At 65.9% G+C, this 22013-nt stretch carries 22 protein-coding genes; 15 read left to right on the top strand and 7 right to left on the bottom strand.

Annotated features, from left to right (window positions below):
• Positions 1–10 precede the first annotated feature (10 nt).
• On the bottom strand, positions 11–334 hold the full coding sequence (locus tag AC5P7I_RS14155; RefSeq protein WP_014647174.1) for a KGG domain-containing protein: 324 nt from the start codon (positions 332–334) through the stop codon (positions 11–13).
• 303 nt (positions 335–637) lie between these two features.
• Here AC5P7I_RS14155 and AC5P7I_RS14150 point away from each other — a divergent pair, with 303 nt between their 5' ends.
• Genes AC5P7I_RS14150 through AC5P7I_RS14140 form a run of 3 tightly spaced genes read left to right on the top strand, consistent with a single transcriptional unit; the run spans position 638 to position 2596 of the window.
• The gene (locus AC5P7I_RS14150; protein WP_014647173.1) at positions 638–1105 is read left to right on the top strand and encodes a BLUF domain-containing protein; all 468 of its coding nucleotides are present in this window, start codon (positions 638–640) and stop codon (positions 1103–1105) included.
• Positions 1102–1869: a DUF72 domain-containing protein gene (locus tag AC5P7I_RS14145; RefSeq protein WP_046430677.1), complete on the top strand. Its 768-nt coding sequence runs from the start codon at positions 1102–1104 to the stop codon at positions 1867–1869. Before AC5P7I_RS14150 ends, AC5P7I_RS14145 begins: the two co-directional genes overlap by 4 nt.
• The gene (locus AC5P7I_RS14140) at positions 1862–2596 is read left to right on the top strand and encodes a DNA-formamidopyrimidine glycosylase family protein (RefSeq protein ID WP_262087653.1); all 735 of its coding nucleotides are present in this window, start codon (positions 1862–1864) and stop codon (positions 2594–2596) included. The genes AC5P7I_RS14145 and AC5P7I_RS14140 overlap by 8 nt, the downstream gene beginning before the upstream one ends.
• Before the next feature lie 39 nt (positions 2597–2635).
• On the opposite strand, the gene AC5P7I_RS14135 is transcribed toward AC5P7I_RS14140, so the two are convergent.
• Positions 2636–3133 carry a YciE/YciF ferroxidase family protein gene (locus tag AC5P7I_RS14135; protein ID WP_014647170.1) on the bottom strand — a complete coding sequence of 166 codons (498 nt, stop codon included), beginning with the start codon at positions 3131–3133 and terminating at the stop codon, positions 2636–2638.
• Between the two features lie 247 nt (positions 3134–3380).
• Between AC5P7I_RS14135 and AC5P7I_RS14130 the strand changes: the two genes are divergently transcribed.
• The 3 genes from AC5P7I_RS14130 (at position 3381) to AC5P7I_RS14120 (ending at position 6708) form a co-directional block, all read left to right on the top strand.
• Positions 3381–3557, top strand: coding sequence for a DUF3606 domain-containing protein (locus tag AC5P7I_RS14130; RefSeq protein ID WP_014647169.1), 177 nt, complete (start codon positions 3381–3383; stop codon positions 3555–3557).
• A 13-nt stretch (positions 3558–3570) separates the two neighbouring features.
• Positions 3571–6120: a DNA ligase D gene (ligD, locus tag AC5P7I_RS14125; protein WP_262087650.1), complete on the top strand. Its 2550-nt coding sequence runs from the start codon at positions 3571–3573 to the stop codon at positions 6118–6120.
• Between the two features lie 138 nt (positions 6121–6258).
• A complete protein-coding gene (locus tag AC5P7I_RS14120) occupies positions 6259–6708 on the top strand; it encodes a BLUF domain-containing protein (protein WP_014647167.1) in 450 nt (149 codons plus the stop codon).
• 9 nt (positions 6709–6717) lie between these two features.
• Here AC5P7I_RS14120 and AC5P7I_RS14115 read toward each other — a convergent pair whose 3' ends face one another.
• Positions 6718–6948 (bottom strand): hypothetical protein, encoded by a 231-nt coding sequence (locus tag AC5P7I_RS14115; RefSeq protein WP_014647166.1) that lies wholly within the window; start codon positions 6946–6948, stop codon positions 6718–6720.
• 225 nt (positions 6949–7173) lie between these two features.
• Between AC5P7I_RS14115 and AC5P7I_RS14110 the strand changes: the two genes are divergently transcribed.
• Positions 7174–8667 carry an FAD-dependent oxidoreductase gene (locus AC5P7I_RS14110; protein WP_262087648.1) on the top strand — a complete coding sequence of 498 codons (1494 nt, stop codon included), beginning with the start codon at positions 7174–7176 and terminating at the stop codon, positions 8665–8667.
• 21 nt (positions 8668–8688) lie between these two features.
• Here the strand turns inward: AC5P7I_RS14110 and AC5P7I_RS14105 are convergent, their stop codons facing one another.
• Both AC5P7I_RS14105 and AC5P7I_RS14100 read right to left on the bottom strand, forming a co-directional pair.
• A complete protein-coding gene (locus AC5P7I_RS14105; protein WP_014647164.1) occupies positions 8689–9111 on the bottom strand; it encodes a low affinity iron permease family protein in 423 nt (140 codons plus the stop codon).
• On the bottom strand, positions 9108–9362 hold the full coding sequence (locus AC5P7I_RS14100) for a hypothetical protein (RefSeq protein WP_262087646.1): 255 nt from the start codon (positions 9360–9362) through the stop codon (positions 9108–9110). The genes AC5P7I_RS14105 and AC5P7I_RS14100 overlap by 4 nt, the downstream gene beginning before the upstream one ends.
• A 274-nt stretch (positions 9363–9636) precedes the next feature.
• On the opposite strand from AC5P7I_RS14100, the gene AC5P7I_RS14095 reads away from it, so the two are divergent.
• Positions 9637–12282 (top strand): excinuclease ABC subunit UvrA, encoded by a 2646-nt coding sequence (locus tag AC5P7I_RS14095; protein WP_262087644.1) that lies wholly within the window; start codon positions 9637–9639, stop codon positions 12280–12282.
• Between the two features lie 59 nt (positions 12283–12341).
• Here AC5P7I_RS14095 and AC5P7I_RS14090 read toward each other — a convergent pair whose 3' ends face one another.
• Positions 12342–13145 carry an SDR family NAD(P)-dependent oxidoreductase gene (locus AC5P7I_RS14090; protein WP_032962419.1) on the bottom strand — a complete coding sequence of 268 codons (804 nt, stop codon included), beginning with the start codon at positions 13143–13145 and terminating at the stop codon, positions 12342–12344.
• A gap of 155 nt (positions 13146–13300) precedes the next feature.
• Between AC5P7I_RS14090 and AC5P7I_RS14085 the strand changes: the two genes are divergently transcribed.
• Together AC5P7I_RS14085 and AC5P7I_RS14080 are read left to right on the top strand one after the other, a co-directional pair.
• Positions 13301–14200, top strand: a complete 900-nt coding sequence (locus AC5P7I_RS14085; protein WP_229653766.1) for a GlxA family transcriptional regulator — start codon at positions 13301–13303, stop codon at positions 14198–14200.
• Between the two features lie 54 nt (positions 14201–14254).
• Positions 14255–15451: a GAF domain-containing sensor histidine kinase gene (locus AC5P7I_RS14080; protein WP_262087642.1), complete on the top strand. Its 1197-nt coding sequence runs from the start codon at positions 14255–14257 to the stop codon at positions 15449–15451.
• A gap of 54 nt (positions 15452–15505) precedes the next feature.
• Here the strand turns inward: AC5P7I_RS14080 and AC5P7I_RS14075 are convergent, their stop codons facing one another.
• On the bottom strand, positions 15506–16459 hold the full coding sequence (locus tag AC5P7I_RS14075) for an alpha/beta fold hydrolase (protein ID WP_049407332.1): 954 nt from the start codon (positions 16457–16459) through the stop codon (positions 15506–15508).
• 166 nt (positions 16460–16625) lie between these two features.
• Here AC5P7I_RS14075 and AC5P7I_RS14070 point away from each other — a divergent pair, with 166 nt between their 5' ends.
• From AC5P7I_RS14070 to paoC, 5 genes are all read left to right on the top strand, one after another.
• Entirely contained in the window at positions 16626–17195 is a 570-nt protein-coding gene (locus tag AC5P7I_RS14070; protein WP_046430658.1) for a TetR/AcrR family transcriptional regulator, read from the top strand.
• Between the two features lie 116 nt (positions 17196–17311).
• Complete coding sequence (locus AC5P7I_RS14065; RefSeq protein WP_153643313.1) at positions 17312–17734, top strand: nuclear transport factor 2 family protein; 423 nt, start codon at positions 17312–17314, stop codon at positions 17732–17734.
• Positions 17735–18209: 475 nt separating this feature from the next.
• Positions 18210–18857, top strand: a complete 648-nt coding sequence (gene paoA / locus AC5P7I_RS14060; RefSeq protein ID WP_046430654.1) for an aldehyde dehydrogenase iron-sulfur subunit PaoA — start codon at positions 18210–18212, stop codon at positions 18855–18857.
• Entirely contained in the window at positions 18854–19804 is a 951-nt protein-coding gene (locus AC5P7I_RS14055; RefSeq protein ID WP_262087639.1) for an FAD binding domain-containing protein, read from the top strand. Before paoA ends, AC5P7I_RS14055 begins: the two co-directional genes overlap by 4 nt.
• On the top strand, positions 19804–22008 hold the full coding sequence (paoC, locus tag AC5P7I_RS14050; protein WP_262087730.1) for an aldehyde oxidoreductase molybdenum-binding subunit PaoC: 2205 nt from the start codon (positions 19804–19806) through the stop codon (positions 22006–22008). Before AC5P7I_RS14055 ends, paoC begins: the two co-directional genes overlap by 1 nt.
• The last annotated feature ends 5 nt before the right edge of the window (positions 22009–22013 follow it).

Genomic DNA, 22013 nt, shown 5'->3' with positions numbered 1-22013 from the left:
TCAGTCTCGATCAACGCTGCTGGCCACCGCGGTTGTTGTTGCCGCCACGTTCCTGCTGTTGCTGCCGAGCGCCCTGGTTGCCACCCTGGTTGCCGCCGCCATGGCTGTTCTGGCCGCCTTCGCGGCCGATGTCGGCCATGTGCTGGCGATCCTGGCTCACCGCTTCGCCGCCCTTGCGACCGGCTTCGCGCGCTTCTTCAGAGCTGAATTCATGGGCGTTGCCCGACTCATGCGCGGCGCGGCCGCCCTTGGCGGCGATCTCGCGCTGCTTGTCTTCGTCCATCGAAGCGAAGCCGCGGTTGCTGCTGCCCTGGTTCTGGTTCTGGTTGGCCATGGAAAGTCTCCTTGGAGTGAGCCGCCCGATTGGCGGCAGCGACCATCTTCCAGATCCGCCGCTAGACGGCGGTGGCACCACCGCCAACGTGATGTCATGCGCAGGCACGCGCTTCCTCATGCATTCTCCACGAAAGCAAATCCATCGGAAGAAGACACGGCATGCCGGTCGTGGTGCTCGAGCCGGGTGTCAACGCAGCGCGGCGTTGGCACGTACAGGTTCAACGCCGCCTCCACGCCGGTGTCACCGCGCGTTTGATCCGCACCGCTAAGGTAGAGCCATCTGCAACAACCCGGTGCTGTCATGCCTCTTCGTGCCATTGCATATGTAAGTGAAGCCACCCGAAACCTGACTGCAGAACGGCTGCAGCAGCTTGTCGCGGATGCGATGCTGTTCAACGAGTCGGTTGATGTGACCGGCGTCCTCCTGTTCGACGGCACGCGCTTCCTGCAATATCTCGAAGGCCCGGAGTCCGGTGTCAGCGCGGCGTACACCCGCATCCTGGCCGCCGGCAGCCACAACGGTCTGGTCGAACTCAACCGGGGCAGGGTGGGGCGGCGGCAGTTCCCGCACTGGCGCATGCACAGCGTGCGCGTGGATGAGCTGGCGCTGGGAAAGATCGCGATCTCCGACTGGACCGGCTTCGTGCGCAGCGCCTCCGCGCTCGCTCCTGGCACCAGTGCGCTTGATCGACTGCAATCGGTGGCGCAGGCGCCGCCAGGCGCCGGCGATGGCCGGTTGCTGGAGCCGGACGGACCGGTAGCACGATGAGCGCAGGCGCCGCCCCGGGCACGCCAGGACATGTACGGATCGGCTGCGCAGGCTGGTCGCTGTCGCGCGCGGCGCAGGCGGCGTTCGGCGCAGGCGACAGCGTACTGCAGCGCTATGCCACCCGCCTGCCGATGGTCGAGATCAATTCCTCGTTCTACCGCCCCCACCAGGCGGCGACCTACGCCCGGTGGGCGGCGAGCGTGCCCGCGGGTTTCCGCTTCGCGGTGAAACTGCCGCGCGTGATCAGCCATGAACGCCGGCTGCGCGACGCGATGCAGCCGCTGGCGCTGTTCCTTGATGGCGTGATCGCGCTGGGGGACAGGCTGGGGCCGCTGCTGCTCCAGCTGCCGCCCAGCCTGGCGTATGAGCCGGCAACCGTAAAGGCATTCCTGCACGGACTGCGCGCACGCACCTCGGTTGATGTCGCCTGCGAACCGCGCCACCCCAGTTGGTTCACTGCAGACGTCGATACGCTGCTGAGCGACCATGGCATCGCACGGGTCGCGGCTGACCCGGCCCGGGTACCGGCAGCAGCTGTCCCGGGCGGTGACCGCACGTGGAGCTACTGGCGCTGGCACGGGCAGCCGCAGATCTATCGCAGCCCCTACAGCGAACAGGCGCTGGCGGGGCTGGCCCAGCACCTGCAGCGTGAAGCCGCTGCGCAGCGCCGCGCCTGGTGCGTACTGGACAACACCGCGCTGGGCCACGCGACCGGCAACGCCCTGCACCTGCAGGCACTGCTGCAGGAGAACGCGCATGCCTGAGGGCCCGTCCATTGTCCTGCTGCGCGAAGCCGCCAGCCGCTTCAAGGGTCACGTCGTGCGCGGCGTCTCCGGCAACAGCCGCATCGACCTGTCACCGCTGCAGGGACGCAGGGTCAAGGCGGTTCGCAGCTGGGGCAAGCACTTCCTGCTGGAGTTCAGCCACCACACGCTGCGCATCCATCTGATGATGTTCGGCAGCTGGCGCATCGACGAACGGAAGCCAGCTCCTGCACGGGTGTCGCTGGCATTCGACAACGGGGAACTGAATTTCTACGCGTGTTCCGTCCGACTGATCGACCAGCCGTTGGACGACGTCTACGACTGGCGGGCGGACGTGATGAACGACGCCTGGGATCCAAAACTGGCCCGGCGCAAGCTGAAGGCACTGCCGGACACCCTGGTCTGTGATGCGCTTCTGGACCAGACGATCTTCGCGGGCGTCGGCAATATCATCAAGAATGAGGTGCTGTTCCGCATCCGCGTGCATCCGGCCACGCGACTGGGCGACCTGCCACCGCGCAAGCTCACCGCCCTGATCAACCAGGCCCGTGCCTACAGCTTCGACTTCCTGGAATGGAAACGGCGCTTCGAATTGAAGAAGCACTGGCAGGTGCATACGCGAAAGGTGTGCCCGCTCTGCGGTGGCCCCATCAGCAAGCTGTACATGGGTACGACGCGGCGACGCACGTTCTTCTGCCAAAAGGATCAGGTGCTCTACCCACCCTGAGGCCGCCTTCCATGGCGGCCGAGCGGCATGCGATTCGACTCAGGCGGCCTGCGTGGCCTTGGCATTGCCGCCGCCCTTGGCCAGCAGGGTCAGCTTCTCATCGGTCGCCTTTTCTTCCTCCAGCGTCTCCAGCAGCAACGGCAGGGCGTCCTTGTAGCCCAGCTGCTTGGCCAGCGCGGCGATGGTGCCGTAGGAGGCAATTTCATAATGCTCGACCTTCTGCGCGCCACCGATCAGGGCAGCGTCGCGCACCGGCCCCTTGTCGATGCTGTCGATCACCTCCTTGCCTTCCTCGACCAGGCCTTCCATCGCCGCGCACTTGATGCGCTTCAGGCGGATGCCGAGCACCTCGACCACCTGGTCGATGCGTTCGATCTGCCCCTGGGTTTCTTCCAGGTGCGTTTCGAACGCTGCGGCCAGATCCGGATTCTCGGCCGCACGGGCCAGGCGCGGAAGCGCCTTGGTCAGCTGCTTCTCGGCGCTGTAGATGTCCGAGAGCTCGTGGATGAACAGATCTTCCGCCGTCTTGATAGCCATGCTGGGCTCCGCTGTGAATGGAGTGCCCAGAGTAGGTCCCGTCCGGTTGCGATCAGGCGGGGAAGGAGTGAAGGCGGCATGTGAATTCCCACGCGGACCCTGCGCGCTGCCTTCACGAAGCAGCGTCTTTCGCGCATCGGCAGGACGCCGTGCCGGCGGCCTTCGCCATGGCTTCACAGTGGCATCGCTCAGTGCCCATGGAATGGCCGGTACGGTCAGTTCACCCCCGATCACGCTGGAGACTCCCATGAGCGATGACAAGAACAACGCCGGCAGCCCGGACCGGGACCGCATCAACGTCAATGAGGATTACGAACTGCGGTACTGGACCACGACGCTGGGCGTGTCCGCCGACGAACTTCGCGCGGCCGTCGCGGCAGTCGGGCCCACGGCGGTTGCTGTCCGGAAGCACCTGGGCAAATAGCGCGGAGCTGGCCATGTCCCTGGTCGAGTATCGCCGCAAGCGTCGTTTTGACCAGACCAAGGAGCCCGAGCCGGGCAAGGCGCTGCCGAAAGGCCAGCGCGCCATTTTCGTGGTGCAGCTGCATCATGCCAGCCGCAGGCACTATGACTTCCGCCTGCAGGTTGGCGATGCGCTGAAGAGCTGGGCGGTGCCCAAAGGCCCCAGTTACGACCCGAAGGTCAAGCGCATGGCGGTGGAAGTGGAAGACCACCCGGTGGACTACGCGGCGTTCGAGGGTGAGATTCCCAAGGGCCAGTACGGCGGCGGCCATGTCGCCCAGTTTGACCACGGTGTATGGGCCACGCAGGGCGATCCGGAAGCCCAGCTCGCCAAGGGCCATCTGCGCTTCGAGCTGTTCGGTACCAAGTTGAAAGGCGGCTGGCATCTGGTCCGGTCGGGAAGGCCCGCGCGCCAGCCACAGTGGCTGCTGTTCAAGGACGACGACGAATTTGCCAGCGATATCGAGGCAGACGATCTGCTGGGGGACGTCGCTGAAGCGCCACCGGAGGATCTGAAGCGTGCCGGCGCTGGCAAGGCCGCGAAGAAGCGGCTGACGGCGGTACCTGCCAGACGCGCCCGGAGAAAGAACTGGGCGAAGAAGGCCCTGGCGCTCAGCAAGGCGAAAAGGGCGGCAGCGCCGTCCGGGCCGTTTGAGCCGCAGTTGGCCAAGCTGGGCGAAGCGCCGCCCCAGGGCGGGCAGTGGGTGCATGAGATCAAATGGGACGGGTACCGCATCCTTGCTACGGTGGCTGAGGGCAACGTGCAGCTGTGGTCACGGAACGCGCTGGAATGGACCGCCAAACTTCCCGAAATACGTGATGCGATCGCGGCCCTGGGCCTGAGGTCGGCGGCACTGGACGGCGAGCTGATCGCCGGCGCCGGCACCAAGGAAGACTTCAACCTGCTGCAGGCCACGCTTTCCGGCGAGAAGCAAGGCGTCCTGACGTATGCGCTGTTCGATCTGCTGCATCTTGATGGCGTGGATGTGGCCGATGCGCCCCTGCTGGAGCGCAAGACCCTGCTGCAATCGGTGCTGGAGGGGCAGGGCAGCCCACTGGCCTTCAGTTCGCATGTACAGGGGGATGGCGACCAGGCCTATCGTCTGGCCGGTGAGCAGCACTTCGAGGGCATCATTTCCAAGCGCGCCGATCGCAGCTACCACAGCGGCCGCAGCGAGGACTGGCGCAAGACGAAGCAGCTGGCCAGCGACGAGTTCGCGGTGGTGGGCTACACCGCACCCAAAGGCAGCCGCACCGGCTTTGGTTCGCTGCTGCTGGCCCGGCCAGACGCAACGCATGGCTGGCTCTACGCAGGGCGCGTCGGGTCCGGGTTCTCGGATGAACTGATTGGCGACATCAGCAAGCGCATCAAGGGCGGCGGCGGCCGCAAGCCAACCGCGTACGTGCCCACGCAGGACACCGATCTGCGCGCCGCGACCTGGTTCGAACCGCGTTTCGTGGTGGAGGTCTTCTACCGCGGAATCGGTGGGCAGCAACTGTTGCGCCAGGCGTCGCTGAAGGCGGTGCGGGCGGACAAGGATATCGCCGACCTCGCCGATTCCGATCGCGCCGGAGCGGCCCCGGCCGCTGCGCGGTCGCAAGCGCCCGCGCGGCGTGGGCGCCGGGTGGAAAGGGCGCCGGCAACGGATCGCGCGCCCCCCGTGCTGTCGTCCCCAGGCAAGATCCTGTTTCCCGGCGACGGCTACACCAAGCAGGACGTGTGGGATTACTACGCAGCAGTGATGGAGCACCTCCTGCCCGAGGTGGTGGATCGTCCGCTGTCGATCATCCGCTGCCCCAGTGGCACCGCAAAGCCCTGCTTCTTCCAGAAACACCATACGGCCGGGCTGGCGCTGGTCGATTCGGTAAGGCTGAAGCAGGAAAGCGGCATCAACGCCCATTACCTGGTGGTGCGGGACGCAGCCAGCCTGCTGGAACTGGTGCAGTTCAACGCGTTGGAGTTCCACCCTTGGGGCAGCCACGCCGAGGCGCCCGACAGTGCCGACCGGGTGGTGTTCGATCTGGATCCCGGACCGGATGTGCCCTTTGCCGAAGTCAAGAAAGCGGCAACCGACATCCGGAAACTGCTGGCGCAGCTGGAACTGGAATCGTTCCTGCGAGTCTCCGGCGGCAAGGGCCTGCACGTGGTCGTGCCGCTCAACCCAGGGTGCGATTGGGACCTGACCAAGCGTTTTGCGAAGGGTTTCGCCGATGCAATGGCACAGTCCGAACCGCAGCGGTTCCTGGCAACCGCCACCAAGAGCCTGCGCAACAAGCGGATCTTCGTCGACTATCTGCGCAATGGGCGCGGTGCAACGGCGGTCGCGTCCTATTCGTTGCGCGCCCGGCCGGGCGCGCCGGTGGCACTGCCGATCGCCTGGGGTGATCTGGCGAAACTCAAGCGCGCCGACGCCTTCACGATCAAGGACGTACCCGCAAAGCTCAGACGTCGCCGCAAGGACCCTTGGGCCGGCATCGCGGAAGTGAAGCAGAATCTCGCCCGATGGGCCCGGGCAGACCCGTAGGCCAGGCCCGTGCTGCGTACCGTCCGTCAGCCCGAACCCAACTGATTCGCAGAATACACAGGGCCGGAACATATCGTCGGCGCGGTTGGCCTATGCTTGCGATACGGAATCTGGGGGGATTCGCTACAGGAGCAGCCAATGCCGATCAGGGCAGTCGCATACATAAGTGAGGCGGGCCCGGCCGTTGCGGGTGACCCGTTGGGCCTGCGCAGCGGGAAGCTGGACGACCTGGTCGATGATGCCGCGCGCTTCAACCGGAATGCCGGCGTTACCGGCGTACTGCTGTTCGATGGCGCCCGGTTCCTGCAGTACATGGAGGGGCCCGAAGATGGCTTGAGCGTGGCGTACTCGCGGGTACTCGGTGCTACAAGCCACACGGGACTGATCGAACTGCAGCGCGGCAGGGTAGGCAACCGGCGTCTCCCGTTCTGGCCGATGCGCTGGCTGCCGACGCAACCCGAGCAGTTGAAGAGTCTTGCGCGCGCGGACTGGTCAGGGTTCGCCCAGCGGACCGGTGACGATGCGCCAACCGAGACGGCGATGGACGTCCTGGCCAGGTTGGTGGAACCCTATGCCGTCGCGGCGTGATTGATCGGCCTAGCGTCCCCCATAGCGCGCCGCCCAGGGGATCTCGCCGCTGCACGAATCGAGGTGCCCGGTGCGCATCACGCAGTACAGGCGGGCATCCGGGTCAGCACTGGCAGCGATGTAGTCCAGCGCCTCGGCGAGCATGCGGATGAACTGCGGCTCGGGATAGAACGCCGCCCAGGTGGGCAGCATTTCCTCCAGTTGCGCGATCATCAGGTCGATTTCCAGGTGCGTGCTCACTGCCTGGCCCTCCATGCAGCCACGTTAGCAATCACGCTGCAAGCAGAGGGTCGCGGTTCGCGCAGGCGACGCTGGCATCGTGTCCATGCGGCACTCACCCCGTCTTGATCCTCACCGCGGCAGTGCCACGCACGTGAGCATTTCCTGCACGGACACGCCACCGTCGTTTCACCCGGCAGGGCGTATCAGGGAAGGCTCTCCGATGAACCTGCAAGGATCCTTTTCATGGCCGACCCGTCCCCGCGCGCCAGCTTATGGTCAGCTGATTCCGATCCGCACGGCTTCCGCCCGCTCGCCGGGACCACGCGCGCGGACGTGCTCGTGGTCGGTGCAGGCATGACGGGCCTGTTGACCGCCGCCCGCTTGGCCGACAGCGGCCTGGATGTGGTAGTGGTGGATGCCGGCCCCATCGGCGGACGCAACACGGTGATGTCAACCGGCAATCTTTACGCTCCCGTGTCCCGGCTGGCAGACCTGATCGCGCGTTGGGGCGGTGACACGGCACGTCGTGTCGTGCAGTGGCGGCAACACGCGGTGCGTTCCATCGAAACACTGGTTCACCGCTACGATCTGCACTGTGGCTTCGAGCGCGTGGCCATGCAGTACGGCGTGCAGGAGCGTTCGCGCGAGGCCACGGCGCAGTTCGAACGCGAGCTGCAGGCCTACCAACGCGTTGGCCTGCATTGCGAGCACCGCCAATCCGGGCTGCCGTTCACCTTGGCCCACGCTTTCCGCGTTCCCGACCAGGCGCAGTTGCATCCGGCGGCGTTCTGCAGGGAACTGGCCCGTCATCTGGTGGGCCGCGTGCGCATCCACGACTGGACCCGGATCACCCGCATCGAGGCTTCAGCCGGAGTGGCGACGGCCCCTGGTGCCCGCATCCATGCCAGGCACTTTGTGCTGGCCACCCACTCGCCAGCAGGATTCAACCTGGTGCAGGCCGAGATGGAGGTGTACCGCGAATACGGCGTAGCGGTACCGGTGGCCAATCCGCCAGCGGCAGGCATTCACTGGATCGCCGACCGGCACCGCTCGCTGCGCGGGGTGCATGGCGCTGATGGCCGCGACTGGCTGGTGCTGGTCGGGGAGACACATCGCACTGGCGAAACCCCGGCGATGGATCCGGCCCAGCATCTGGTCGCCGACGCGCGTCGCAACTTCAGCGTGCAGGGCGAGCCGCTGTGCTGGTCCGCGCAGCAGTTCCGGGCCGCGGATCAGCTGCCCTACATCGGCAGCAGCGCGCACGACAATGTATGGGTCGCTACCGGCTATGGGCCGGACGGATTGACCTGGGCGGGCGTGGCCGCGCGCGCGATCACGGAGGGAGTCACGGGAACGACCAGCGAGATCGAGCAGCTGCTCAGCCCCATGCGCTTTACCCCGCTGCGCTCGGCTGCAGGCTGGGCCCGCACCAACGCCACGGTTGCGCGGCACATGGTGGGCGATCGCCTTGGAACCGCGTCGTCGCGCGCTCCCAGCGAGCTGGGCCGCGGGTGCGGTGCGCTGCTGGACGTGGACGGAGAGCGCACCGCGATCTACCGCGATGATGATGGCCAGCTGCACGCAATGTCGGCGCTGTGCCCGCACCTCAAGTGCGTCGTCCAATGGAATGGCCATGAACGCACATGGGACTGCCCGTGCCACGGCAGCCGCTTTTCCGCCACCGGGGCCCTGCTGGAGGGCCCCGCCAGGCAGGGCCTCGCACCGGCATCGCTGTAGGCTGCCGCCGCAAAGGTGACCTCAGGCTTCGGCGGTTGCATCCGCTTCGCAGGGCATGCAGCGCTCCTTCTTGGACTTGATGTCCGCCGCGGTCTTCGCCAGTGCCTCGTAGCGCTGGCGTATCTCTTCAAGATGGGCCGGCTCCATCGATTCCAGGTTCAGCAGCTCCTGGTTGGCGTCCTTGCTGACCCGGATCAGCTCGTCCAGCTTGATGTGCAGCGCAGCGGTGTCAGCGTTCTGGGTATGCTGGATCAGGAATACCATCAGGAACGTCACGATGGTGGTGCCGGTGTTCACCACCAGCTGCCAGGTGTCATTGAAGTGGAAGGCCGGGCCGCTGGCGGCCCAGGCGATGATCACCCCCAGTGCCGCGACGAATGCCCCAAGACTGCCGGACAACCGCGCCGTGGCCGCCGCGACGCGTGCAAAGCCGCGCCGGATCACTGCTCACCTCCGCCGGCCTCCTCATCCGTTCGGCGGTCTGGCAGTTTGACCCGCTCACCCAGGCGCGCGGCCTGCTCGTCGGGCGTCGGGGCTGCGACGAAGGGCGAGATCGGGTCACTGGCCGGGAACGTCTCCTGCAACGCCGCTTCATGATTGCGATGGTTATGCAGCTTGGCCTGAAGCGGGCTGACCGGATCGGTGCGCTGTGCTTCCGGGTCCGGGTGGGGCAGGTCTTTCTGATCGCGTTGCATGGTGAATCTCCAGGTTGGGTCCCACTGCCGTAGTGGCGGGCCCAGCATAGGAGCCGCACTGTGAGCGGCTGCATCAAGGGTGCGGCAACGTGGCGTCAAGCCTTCAGCCAATGCAGGTTAACAATCAGCCGTATAGCGCGGTTGGCGTCGGCCACCTGGTGTTCCGACGCTGCACGCAATCAACATCCCCTCACTCCATTCACCTTGCAGCAGCGACAATAGCCGCCCGTGTGCGCATGCATGTATTCCACTCATTGGCAGCAGGATCGCGAAGATGTCCAACACCCCCTTTGGCGAGTCGTCATGCGCTGCCGCAGCCAGCGGCTGCATCGAGGTCCGCGGCGCACGCGAGCACAACCTGAAGAACGTCGACGTCTCCATTCCGCGCAATGCGCTGGTGGTGTTCTCCGGGGTATCGGGTTCGGGCAAATCCTCGCTGGCGTTCGGCACGGTCTTCGCCGAGGCCCAGCGGCGCTACTTTGAATCCGTCGCACCGTATGCGCGCCGCCTGATCGACCAGGCGGGCGTGCCCGACGTGGATGCCATCGACGGCCTGCCGCCGGCGGTGGCCCTGCAGCAGCAGCGCGGTGCCAGCAACGCACGTTCATCGGTGGGCAGCGTGACCACGCTGTCCAGCCTGGTACGCATGATGTATTCGCGTGCAGGCGCGTACCCGGCCCACCAGCCCATGCTGTACGCCGAGGACTTCTCGCCCAATACGCCGCAGGGGGCCTGCAGCACCTGCCATGGGTTGGGCCACGTCTACGAAGTGACCGAAGCGCTGATGGTGCCGGACCCGTCGCTGAGCATCCGCGAGCGCGCCATCGCCTCCTGGCCGCCGGCCTGGCATGGCCAGAACCTGCGCGACATCCTGGTCACGCTGGGCTACGACATCGACGTGCCGTGGAAGAAGCTGCCGAAGAAGGACCGGGAGTGGATCCTGTTCACCGAGGACACGCCGACCGTGCCCGTCTATGCAGGCTTCACGCCTGCCGAGACGCGTGCCGCACTCAAGCGCAAGCTGGAGCCCAGTTACATGGGCACCTACACCGGCGCCCGCCGCTACGTGCTGCACACCTTCGCCAACACCCAGAGCGCGCTGATGCGCAAGCGTGTCTCGCGCTACATGGAAGGCAAGCTGTGCCCCGCCTGCCAGGGCAAGCGACTGAAGCCCGAAGCGCTTTCGGTCACCTTTGCCGGTGTGGACATCGGCGAGTTCATGCGGCTGCCGCTGGATCAACTGGCCGGGCTGCTCGAGCCCATCGCGCAGGGTGACTTCAGTGCACACAGCCACGGCGCACGCACCCGCAGGAGTGCGACGCCCCGCGATCGCGCCAAGCGGGCAGCCACTGGCCGTGCGACCCACGAGGGCGCGCCCGATGTGCGGCTGACCTCGGCCCTGTCGGAGGAAAAACGCCTGGCCGCGCAGCGACTGGCGGGTGGGGTCATGGCGCGGGTACGGCAGCTGCGCGAGCTGGGCCTGGGGTATCTCTCGCTGGATCGCGCCACGCCCACGCTGTCGGCCGGCGAACTGCAGCGCCTGCGGCTGGCCACACAGCTCAGCTCGTTGCTGTTTGGTGTGCTGTACGTGCTCGATGAGCCCTCGGCCGGCCTGCATCCGGCCGACAGCCAGGCGCTGTACGACGCGCTGGACCGGCTGCGCGATGGCGGCAACTCGGTGTTCGTCGTTGAACACGATCTGGAGCTGATGCGACGTGCACAGTGGCTGGTGGACGTGGGACCGCAAGCGGGCGAGCACGGCGGGCGCGTTCTCTACAGTGGCGAGCCCGACGGCCTGCGCCGCATCGAGGACTCGCGCACCGCGCGGTACCTGTTCGACCAGGTGCCTGCGCCTGCCAGCCGGGAACGCAGCGCCGACCGCTGGCTGGAGCTGAAGGGCATCCACCGCCACAACCTGCAGGGCGTGGACGCGCAGCTGCCGCTGGGAGTGCTGACCGCAGTGACCGGCATTTCCGGATCGGGCAAGTCCAGCCTGATGGCGCAGGCGCTGCCCGAGCTGATGCTGCTGCACCTGGGGCACGAGCCCGTGGACGACAGCGCCGACAGCACGCCCGAGGACGGGCCAACCGTGATCGAAGCGACGCGGGGCCAGCTTGCCGGAGCCGTGGACGCCATCCAGCGCGTGGTGCAGGTGGACCAGAAACCGATCGGCCGCACGCCACGCTCCAACCTGGCCACCTATACCGGCCTGTTCGATCACGTGCGCAAGCTGTTCGCCGAGACCCCCGACGCGCGACGCCGCCGCTTCGATGCAGGTCGCTTCTCGTTCAACGTGGCCAAGGGCCGGTGCGAGACCTGCGAAGGCGAGGGTTTCGTCAGCGTGGAACTGCTGTTCATGCCCAGTGTCTATGCGCCATGCCCCGCCTGCCATGGCGCCCGCTACAACGAGGCCACGCTGAAGGTGTTGTGGAACGGCCGCAACATTGCCGAAGTCCTGCAGATGACGGTCGACCAGGCACAGGCATTTTTCGCCGGTGAAGAAGCCATCGCGCGGCCGCTGCAGCTGCTGCAGGAGATTGGCCTGGGCTATCTCAGGCTCGGCCAGCCGGCCACGGAGCTTTCAGGGGGCGAGGCGCAGCGCATCAAGCTGGCGACCGAGCTGCAGCGCAGCCAACGCGGCCGCACGCTCTATGTACTGGACGAACCCACCACCGGCCTGCATGCATTGGACGCAGACAGGCTGCTGGTGCAGTTGCAGCGGCTGGTGGACACGGGAAACACCGTGGTGATGATCGAGCACGACATGCGGTCTGTCGCACAGGCCGACTGGGTGATTGACGTCGGCCCGGGCGCAGGCGGCGCAGGTGGAACCATCGTGGCGAAGGGTACGCCACGCCAGGTGGCCCGCGCCAAGGGCAGCAGGACGGCGCCGTTCCTTGCCAGGGAACTGGCGCTGTAGCGACGTCATCCCCGGCTATCGCACTCCACCACGCCGGGCATCTGCAAGCCGTTCGCCGATCAGGCGCCGCTCACATAGCGCGGCGCCGGCTGCGCACGCGAAAGGCCCGGTGCCATTGCCTTGCGTGCCTGCTCGAAGGCGTCCCACTCAGCGATGTCCGGAAGCGCGGGAATGGTCACAAGTTCACCCTGCGCCAGCCCGGCCAGGGACGCGTCCACCATGTCTTCGGCGCTCATCACGATGCCCTGTGGCAGGTGCTCCACCGGCAGGCCGGAAAGGTGCCAGAAGTCGGTTGCGGTGGCGCCCGGCAGGACGACCTGGACACGCACGCCCTTGTCGGCCAGCTCATGGTGGAGCGACTGCGAGAACGCCAGCACGAACGCCTTGCTTCCCGCGTAGACCCCGTTGAGCAGCTCCGGTGCCAGCGCGACGATGGAGGCGATGTTGATGATCGTGCCCCGGCCACGTGCCACAAACACCGGCGCTGCAGCATAGGCCAGGCGCATCGCGGCGTTCACGTTGAGCGTGATCATGCGCTCCATCTCGCCGATGTCCGACTGCAGCAGGGGCGCCGTAGCGCCGATACCGGCATTGTTGACCAGCACCTGGATATCCGCTCGGCCTTGAATGACCTTTTCAACTTCGGCACGCCCGTCGGAGGTGGTCAGATCCGCGGCGACGATGTCCACCGTGCGGCCGGTGCTGCGGGCCAGCGCTTCGGCCAGTTGGCGCAGGCGGTCGGCGCGTCGCGCGACCAGGATCAGGTCATGGCCGGCGTGGGCCAGGCGATCGGCATAGATCGCCCCGATGCCGGACGATGCGCCAGTGATGAGTGCGGTGCCGTGATGGGTAGGGTCGTTCACAGAGGTCAGTCCGAACCGGCGAACGTCGCCGGGGTCAGGGGAAATCTAGGCCGGCTTGTACGTGTCGTAAATGTCGTATATACCTCGTTTACGGCCACCCCTGAAAAACCGTCATGCCCAGTGTTGGATTTGTCCTGCCCGCCGGATTCCAGACCATGGCGATCGCCGCGGCGTCCGCCTTCGAACTGGCCAATGCCACCGAAGGCGCGCGCCTTTACGATCTGCACATGCTGTCCGAACAGGGCGGGCTGGTGCCCAGCTCGCTTGGCATGGCCATGCAGACAGCGCCGCTTGCGCAGCAGCCGCTGGATACCATGATCGTGGCCGGCCTGCTGGAGCCAGCCCCGTCCAGCGGCGCGCTGATCGATCCGATCCGCCACGCGGCCGCACGCACGCGCAGGACCGCGTCGGTGTGCACCGGCGCGTTCCTTCTCGGCGAAGCGGGGTTGCTGGACGGGCGCCGCGCCACCACGCACTGGTTCCACGCACGTGCGCTCAGGCAGCGCTTTCCCGCCGCGCAGGTGGAGGAAGACCGCATCTTCATCACCGATGGCCCGATCTGGACCTCCGCCGGCATGAGCGCGGGGCTGGACCTGGCGCTTGGCATGATCGAGCAGGACTTCGGTGCGGATCTGTGCAGGGCGGTGGCCCGGAAGCTGGTGATCTACCATCGGCGCGGAGGCGGGCAGTCCCAGCATTCGGTGCTGCTCGAGCTGGATGCCCGGTCTGATCGCATCCAGAACGCGCTGACCTTTGCACGCCGCAATCTGCGCGCCACCTTGTCGGTTGAAGAACTGGCGCAGGCCGCGCATCTGAGCACCCGCCAGTTCAGTCGCGCGTTCCGCGAGGAAACCGGGCAATCCCCCGCCAAGGCAGTGGAGGGCCTGCGGGTGGAGGCCGCTCGCGTGTTGATCGAGCAGAGCCGCTACACGATGGATGAAGTGGCGACTGAAACGGGCTTCGGTGATACCGAACGCATGCGACGTGCCTTCCTGCGCGCCTTCGGCCAGCCGCCGCAATCGCTGCGGCGCAACGCACGGGGCGGGGCGGACTGAGTGTTCATGGCTGGATTCATGGGATGATGCACCACTGCGCCCGACTGCCACTACATGCACACACTGACCGATCCCCACCTGCTGAATGACATCGCTGAGATCGGCCGTATTGAAGCAGTGCCGCGCATCCTTGAAACCGTCGCCCTTATCACAGGCTCAAGATTCACCGCGATTGCCAGGGTGACAGAAACCACGTGGACCGCCTGCGCCACCCTGGACACCCTGGGGTTCGGGCTCGTTCCGGGCGGGCAGCTGGTCCTCGAAACCACCCTCTGTGACGAGATCAGGCAGTCATCGACCTCGGTGGTGTTCGCGCACGCCAGTGCACATCCGCTGTATTCCAAACACCATACGCCCAGGATCTATGGGCTGGAGAGTTACGCCTCCGTGCCGATCCATCGGCCGGATGGAAGTTTCTTCGGCACCCTGTGTGCCATTGATTCGTCGCCGGGCAACTTTGATGAGGCGCATGTCCAACGATCCATGGAGCTGCTTGCCGACCTCGTTGGCAACTACCTCGACAAAGAGGATCAGCTGCTGGAGGCAGAGACAGCCCTTTCAACGGCACAGCGTGTTTCCGATCTGCGCGATCAGTTCATCGCGGTGCTGGGCCATGACCTCCGCAGCCCGCTGCAGGCCATCAGCGTGGCCGCCGATTCACTGGAACGTGAGGCAACATCCGAGCGCCAGCAGCGGATGCTCGCGCACATCGCCGCCGGCGTCACCCGGATGGATGGCCTCATCGGTGATGTGCTTGATTTCGCCAGGGGGCGGCTGGGAGGAGGCATTCCGGTCTCGCTCCAGGAAAGCCACACCTTGCAGGCGGCGCTTGAACAGGTTGCAGAAGAAGTGGCGATCGCTACCGGTCGGCAGGACATCAACGTCCAGATGCGGATCGAAGGTGGCGTGGTCTGCGACACCGGCAGGCTGTCGCAGCTGCTGGCCAACCTGCTGACCAACGCAGCCCAGCACGGCGAGCGTTCCGCCCCAGTCACGCTGAGGGTTCAGGCCGCATCCCATCGCCTCACGCTGGATGTGCATAACGCCGGCTGCATTGCGCCTGAGCGGCTGGGGACGATTTTCAGCCCGTTTTCGCGTGAGCAGGGCGAGCTGCCCAGGCCAGGGCTTGGCCTGGGCATCTACATTGCATCGGAAATTGCCAAGTCCCACGGCGGCACACTGGACGTGCAGTCGAGTGAGAGCGACGGCACCGTGTTCACATTCCAGATGCCGACCGCGGCGCGTCCATGAAGGTGGGCGCCAGGCAACAGAAGGGCTCCGGCACCGCGCCGGAGCCCTGGCCACTCACTTTTCCTGCAGGAACGTCAGCAGGTCCTGGTTGACCTTGTCCTTGTGGGTGTCGGTCAGGCCATGCGGCGCACCCGGGTAGACAATCAGCCTGGCGCCCTTGATCAGTTTCGCTGACTGGCGGCCAGAGATATCGATCGGCACGATCTGGTCGTCGTCACCGTGGATCACCAGGGTGGGGACATCGAACTTCTTCAGGTCGGCGCGGAAATCGGTGGCCGAGAACGCGGCGATCGAATCGTAGGTGTTCTTGTGGCCGCCCTGCATGCCCTGCGCCCACCACGCATCGATCAGCCCCTGCGACACCTTCGCACCGGGGCGGTTGAAGCCATAGAACGGGCCCGACGGAATGTCCCGGTACAGCTGCGCGCGGTTATCCATCTGTGCCTTGCGGATGCCATCGAACACTTCGATCGGCAGGCCGTTGGGGTTGTCGGCGGTCTTCAGCATGAACGGCGGCACCGAGCTGATCAGCACGGCCTTCTTGACCCGGCCGGTGCCATGCCGGCCGATGTAGCGCGCCACTTCGCCACCACCGGTGGAGAAGCCCACCAGGGTCACATCGTGCAGGTCCAGTGTGTTGATGACCGTGGCCAGGTCATCGGCGTAGTGATCCATGTCGTTGCCGTCCCACGGCTGGCTGGAGCGCCCGTGGCCGCGACGGTCGTGCGCGATGACGCGGTAGCCATGGTTGGCCAGGAAGATCATCTGCGACTCCCAGCTGTCCGAATTCAACGGCCAGCCATGGCTGAAGGTCACGACCGGGCCGTCCTTCGGGCCCCAGTCCTTGTAGTACAGCTGTACGCCGTCGGCGGTGGTGATGTAGCTGGCAGTGCGCGCGATGGCGGTGACCGGAGCCGGCTTGGCTGGTTCGGCGGCCTGCGCGGACAGGCCGGCCTGGACCGAGAGGGCGAGGGCGGCAACGGCCAGGGTACGGGCGAAGGTGTTCATGCGGAAACTCTCATGGGTGGGTGGTGAGACGTACTTTGCGCCTGGAATCAGGCGTCCGGGTGATGAAGTGTCCTGATTTCTTGATAGATCGTCTTGCATGGACGTGCGCACACCAATCGCTCGATCGCCTGTTGACAGAGTAGAACGTTCGTTCTACTTTGCAGCCATGAGCAAGCTCACCACCGACACCCAACAGAAGATCCTGGCCACGGCCGAGGCGCTGATCTACCAGAACGGGATCCACGCCACCGGCATGGATCTGCTGGTGAAGACCTCGGGCGTGGCGCGCAAGAGCATCTACCGCCACTTCGAGAACAAGGACGACGTGGCCGCCGCTGCATTGAAGGCGCGCGACGTGCGCTGGCTCGCCTGGTTCCGGCATGAGTGCGAGAAGGCGGACAGCCCGGAAGCACGCATCCTCGGCATGTTCACCGTGCTCAAGAACTGGTTCCAGTCCGAGGGCTATCGCGGTTGCGCCTTCATCAATACCGCAGGGGAGGTCGGCGACCCTGCCGATCCGATCCGGGAAATCGCGCGGAATCACAAGCAGAAGCTGCTCGATTACACGCGGGAACTTACCGAACAACTGGATGTGGAGCAGCCGGCGGACCTGGCCCGTCAGCTGCTGATCCTGATGGAAGGCGCCATCACCCTGTCGCGTGTGATGGGTGATTACAGCGCCGCAGACACCGCGAAGGATGTCGCGAAGCTGTTGTTGGAACAGGCCAAGCGTTAGCGCCTGGGTACGCCAGATCCTTTGAAGCAACCCGTATATCCATTTCGATTGGAGGTCTCCCCGTGTCCGCAGAACAACCCCGTCCGCCACTTCCTCCGTTCACCCTTGAATCGGCCATGCAGAAGGTGCGCCTTGCCGAGGATGGCTGGAATTCCCGCGATGCCGACAAGGTGTCGCTTGCCTATTCGCTCGACACCCAGTGGCGTAACCGTGCCGAATTCACCAATGGCCGGGAGGAAGCCCGGCAGTTCCTGGCACGCAAATGGAACAAGGAACTCGAGTACCGCCTGATCAAGGAGCTCTGGGCCTTTACCGAAAACCGCATTGCGGTCCGCTACGCGTACGAATGGCACGACGACTCCGGCAACTGGTTCCGTTCCTATGGCAACGAAAACTGGGAATTCGGAGAGGATGGCCTGATGCAGCGCCGCTTCTCGTGCATCAACGACCTGCCGATCAAGGAAAGCGACCGCAAGTTCCATTGGCCGTTGGGGCGTCGCCCGGATGATCACCCGGGGTTGTCTGATCTGGGCATGTGATCGCCCCTGAGGCGCCAGGAGAAGCGCGCTCGGGTACGAACTGTGAGCCATACAGTGATGGCATACGCATGGCTCAAGAGTGCCGCGCTGAAGAGTGAAGGTTGCGGATTCCCAACTTGAGCAAGCGGCTCGCATGGCGTCTTGGTGATGTGCCAGCAAACGATAGGAAGAGAGAAGCCATCTGCCTACGAGGGAAGCGAGCGTGGCGACTCAGTCAAGCTCGCCGTAGTTGGCCTCCAGGCTGGGAATGAGTCCGGGTGTCTTTGAAATGGCTAGATGCAGTCGATTTCTTCGGGCTTACCACATCATGTTGTTCTGGGCACTCAGGCTGGTTGCCAGCCGTACATGTCGCCGACTTCACAGGCCTGTACCCCGCAGATGGGCATAGTGCCCCTTGGGTAGTGTGAGCGCGTCCATCCAGCCACGGGATTTTCCCGAACGCCAGGAGGTCACTGTGCCAAGTTGTGATGAAGGAATGAAGTTGACGCGTCGCCAGGTGATCGCCGGCGGCGTCACGACCGTGGCAATGTCCGCCGCACCGGGGGCGTCATCGCTCGCCGCCGAACTGGCGACGCCCCCGCCGCCCAGGCCGCCGGTCATCAGCACGGTGGCGTTGACCGTCAACGGCAAGCGGCGGGAGCTTGAGCTCGACACGCGGACTACGCTGCTTGATGCCCTGCGCGAACATCTGAAGCTGACCGGGACCAAGAAGGGCTGCGACCACGGTCAATGCGGTGCCTGTACCGTGCTGGTCAACGGTGAGCGCATCAATGCCTGCCTCAGCCTGGCGGTGCAGCACCAGGGCGATGCCATCACCACCATCGAAGGCCTCGGAACCCCCGATGACCTGCATCCGCTGCAGGCCGCCTTCATCAAGCATGACGGCTACCAGTGCGGGTACTGCACGCCGGGGCAGATCTGCTCGGCGGTGGCGGTACTGGACGAGATCAAGCGGGGTGTCCCCAGTCATGTGCAGGCAGACGTCAGCGCACGGCCCCGGGCCACCAACATGGAGATGCGCGAACGCATGAGCGGCAACCTCTGCCGCTGCGGAGCCTATTCCAATATTGCCGAGGCGATGGAAGAGGTTGCAGGCGTGACCCCTGCAGGGAGGCGCGCATGAGGGCCTTCAGTTACGAACGCGCGAAATCCCCGGCCGAGGCCGCCAAGGCCGTCGCCGGTATCGAGGGCGCGAAGTTCCTGGCCGGAGGGACCAACCTGCTCGACCTGATGAAGCTTGAGGTCGAGACGCCAGCGCACCTGGTCGATGTGCAGGACATCGGCCTGGACAGGATCGAACCCACCGACGAGGGCGGCCTGCGCATCGGCACGCTGGTCACCAATACCGCGCTGGCCTCGCATGAGCGCGTGCGCCGCGACTACGCGGTGCTGACCCGCGCGATCGTGGCAGGCGCCTCCGGGCAGCTGCGCAACAAAGCCACCACCGGCGGCAACCTGCTGCAGCGCACGCGCTGCCCGTATTTCTACGATCCCCATCTGCCCTGCAACAAGCGCCTGCCCGGATCAGGGTGCGGCGCACTCGAGGGGTTCTCCCGGCAGATGGGCGTGATCGGCACCTCGGACAGCTGCATCGCGACCTATCCGGGCGACATGGCGGTGGCCCTGCGGGTGCTGGACGCCTCGATCCAGACCGTCACGGGTGACGGCAGTACGCGCAGCATCCCGATTGCCGATTTCCATCGTTCCCCCGGCGACAGGCCGCAGCAGGACAACGTGCTGCAGCGCGGTGAGCTGATCACCCACGTCACGCTGCCGGAGCCCCTGGGCGGTCGGCACGTGTACCACAAGGTACGTGACCGCGCGTCCTATGCGTTCGCACTGGTGTCGGTCGCTGCGGTCGTGCAGCGAGACGGTTCGGCGCGGTTCGCCTTCGGTGGAGTTGCGCCGAAGCCGTGGCGCGTCGAGGCAGCCGAACCGCTGCTGCGCGACGGCGTAAAGGCCGCGACCGGGCAGGTGTTCGCCGGCGCCCGTCCGACGCGGGAGAATGCGTTCAAGATCGCGCTCGCCGAGCGCACCCTCGCGGCCGTGCTGGTGGAAGGAGAGCGCTGATGCCCCTTGAATTCAACGCCCCCGCCGGCGACAACCTGTTCGACAAGGCCAAGGTCGTCGGCAAGTCGACGCCGCGCATCGACGGTCCACGCAAGACCACCGGCACCGCCCCCTATGCGTACGAGCGCCACGACGTGGCGCCGAACCAGGCCTACGGCTACATCGTCGGTGCGGGCATCGGCAAGGGGCGCATCATTTCGATGGATGCCTCCCGCGCACGTGCCGCGCCCGGCGTACTGGCGGTCATCACCGCACCGGAAACCAAGCCGGTCGGCAAATCGAACTGGAACAACGCGCCGTTGTTCGGCGGACCCGAAGTGGCCCACTACCACCAGGCCATCGCCTGCGTGGTGGCAGAGACCTTCGAGCAAGCCCGCGCCGCCGCGGCGCTGATCCGCACCCGCTACGAGCGCAGCAAGGGCCGCTTCGATTTCCCGGCCCTGGCACCGACCGCGCCGCTGGCAAAGGGGCGTGACGGCAAGCCCGACCGGCAGGCGCTGGGCGATTTCGACACCGCCTACGCGAGCGCCGCGGTCAAGCTCGACGAGACTTATCACACCTCCGACGAAAGTCATTCGATGATGGAGCCGCACGCCACCATCGCCGCCTGGGAGGGTGACACGCTCACGCTGTGGACGGCGAACCAGATGATCGACTGGGCCAGGCAGGGCATGGCGGCGATCCTCGGCATCGACCCTGCCAAGGTGCGGGTGGACTCGCCCTATATCGGCGGCGGCTTCGGCGGCAAGCTGTTCATCCGCGCCGACGCGGTGCTGGCCGCGTTGGCGGCCAAGCAGGTCGGGCGACCGGTGAAGATCGCGCTGCAACGCCCGTTGATGCCCAACAACACCACGCACCGGCACGCCACCCTCCAGCGCGTGCGGATCGGCTGCGGAAAGGATGGCCGGATCTCCGCCATCGCCCATGAGAACTGGTCGGGCAACATCAACGGCGAGGATGGCGAAAACGGCACCCTGCAGACGCCCAAGCTCTATGCAGGCGCCAACCGCCTGGTGGCCAACTACATCGCCACGCTCGACATGCCCGAAGGCAATGCGATGCGCGCACCGGGTGAAGCACCGGGCCACATGGCGCTGGAAGTGGCGATGGACGAAATGGCCGAGAAGCTGGGCCTCGATCCGATCGCGTTCCGCATCCTCAACGAGCCCGAGGTCGTGCCCGGCGATCCGTCCAAGAAATTCTCCGACCGCAACCTGGTGCGCTGCCTGCGCGAAGGCGCGGAGCGCTTCAACTGGAACAAGCGCAACGCCCGGCCGGCGCAGGTCAGGGAAGGGCATTGGCTGGTCGGCATGGGCGTGTCCGCAGGCTATCGCGGCGCACCGACGATGAAGTCGGCGGCGCGGGTCCGGCTTGACGGCCAGGGCGGGGTGGTTGTCGAGACCGACATGACCGACATCGGCACCGGCTCCTACACGATCATCGCGCAGACGGCAGCCGAGACCATGGGCGTGCCGCTGGACCAGGTCCAGGTCACCCTCGGTGACTCCCGTCATCCCGCCTCCGCCGGTTCCGGCGGCCAGTGGGGCGCGGCAAGCTCCACCGCGGGCGTGTACGCGGCGTGCGTCAGCCTGCGCCGCAAGGTGGGCGAGAAACTCGGCTTCGACGGCGACACCGCAAACTTCGCCAATGGCCGCATCCAGGCGGGTGGTCGGACCATCAAGCTGGCGGAGGCGGGAACACTGTCGGCGGAGGACGGCATTGCCTTCGGCGACTTCAAACAAGGCTACGACGTCGGCACCTATGCAGGACATTTCTGCGAGGTCGCCGTGCATGCCTACACTGGAGAAACGCGCATTCGCCGCATGCTTGCCGTATGCGATGGCGGCCGGATCCTCAATCCGCTCTCCGCACGCAGCCAGGTCATCGGCGGGATGGTGATGGGTGCGGGCGCGACCCTGATGGAGGAGCTGGTGGTCGACAAACGGCTTGGTTTGTTCATCAACCACGACCTGGCCGGCTACGAGGTTCCCGTGCACGCCGACATCCCGTACCAGGAGGTGGTCTTCCTCGACACGCTGGATCCGGTGATCTCGCCGATGAAGGCCAAGGGTGTGGGTGAACTGGGCATCTGCGGGGTTGGCGCCGCGATCGCCAATGCGATCTACAACGCAACCGGCGTGCGCGTGCGCAACTATCCCATCACCCTGGACAAGCTGTTGCCCGGCTTGCCCGACATAGGCTGACGGTG

This window comes from Stenotrophomonas sp. YJH_SMC_138 (genome assembly GCF_059369855.1).
This window is presented reverse-complemented; position numbering and strand designations above follow the sequence as displayed.

Excerpts from the sequence above, each read along its gene's own strand:
- AC5P7I_RS14155 (WP_014647174.1), bottom strand. The coding sequence starts at position 334 with ATGGCCAACCAGAACCAGAACCAGGGCAGCAGCAACCGCGGCTTCGCT.
- AC5P7I_RS14150 (WP_014647173.1), top strand. The coding sequence starts at position 638 with ATGCCTCTTCGTGCCATTGCATATGTAAGTGAAGCCACCCGAAACCTG.
- AC5P7I_RS14145 (WP_046430677.1), top strand. The coding sequence starts at position 1,102 with ATGAGCGCAGGCGCCGCCCCGGGCACGCCAGGACATGTACGGATCGGC.
- AC5P7I_RS14140 (WP_262087653.1), top strand. The coding sequence starts at position 1,862 with ATGCCTGAGGGCCCGTCCATTGTCCTGCTGCGCGAAGCCGCCAGCCGC.
- AC5P7I_RS14135 (WP_014647170.1), bottom strand. The coding sequence starts at position 3,133 with ATGGCTATCAAGACGGCGGAAGATCTGTTCATCCACGAGCTCTCGGAC.
- AC5P7I_RS14130 (WP_014647169.1), top strand. The coding sequence starts at position 3,381 with ATGAGCGATGACAAGAACAACGCCGGCAGCCCGGACCGGGACCGCATC.
- ligD (WP_262087650.1), top strand. The coding sequence starts at position 3,571 with ATGTCCCTGGTCGAGTATCGCCGCAAGCGTCGTTTTGACCAGACCAAG.
- AC5P7I_RS14120 (WP_014647167.1), top strand. The coding sequence starts at position 6,259 with ATGCCGATCAGGGCAGTCGCATACATAAGTGAGGCGGGCCCGGCCGTT.
- AC5P7I_RS14110 (WP_262087648.1), top strand. The coding sequence starts at position 7,174 with ATGGCCGACCCGTCCCCGCGCGCCAGCTTATGGTCAGCTGATTCCGAT.
- AC5P7I_RS14100 (WP_262087646.1), bottom strand. The coding sequence starts at position 9,362 with ATGCAACGCGATCAGAAAGACCTGCCCCACCCGGACCCGGAAGCACAG.
- AC5P7I_RS14095 (WP_262087644.1), top strand. The coding sequence starts at position 9,637 with ATGTCCAACACCCCCTTTGGCGAGTCGTCATGCGCTGCCGCAGCCAGC.
- AC5P7I_RS14085 (WP_229653766.1), top strand. The coding sequence starts at position 13,301 with ATGGCGATCGCCGCGGCGTCCGCCTTCGAACTGGCCAATGCCACCGAA.
- AC5P7I_RS14080 (WP_262087642.1), top strand. The coding sequence starts at position 14,255 with ATGCACACACTGACCGATCCCCACCTGCTGAATGACATCGCTGAGATC.
- AC5P7I_RS14075 (WP_049407332.1), bottom strand. The coding sequence starts at position 16,459 with ATGAACACCTTCGCCCGTACCCTGGCCGTTGCCGCCCTCGCCCTCTCG.
- AC5P7I_RS14070 (WP_046430658.1), top strand. The coding sequence starts at position 16,626 with ATGAGCAAGCTCACCACCGACACCCAACAGAAGATCCTGGCCACGGCC.
- AC5P7I_RS14065 (WP_153643313.1), top strand. The coding sequence starts at position 17,312 with ATGCAGAAGGTGCGCCTTGCCGAGGATGGCTGGAATTCCCGCGATGCC.
- paoA (WP_046430654.1), top strand. The coding sequence starts at position 18,210 with ATGAAGTTGACGCGTCGCCAGGTGATCGCCGGCGGCGTCACGACCGTG.
- AC5P7I_RS14055 (WP_262087639.1), top strand. The coding sequence starts at position 18,854 with ATGAGGGCCTTCAGTTACGAACGCGCGAAATCCCCGGCCGAGGCCGCC.
- paoC (WP_262087730.1), top strand. The coding sequence starts at position 19,804 with ATGCCCCTTGAATTCAACGCCCCCGCCGGCGACAACCTGTTCGACAAG.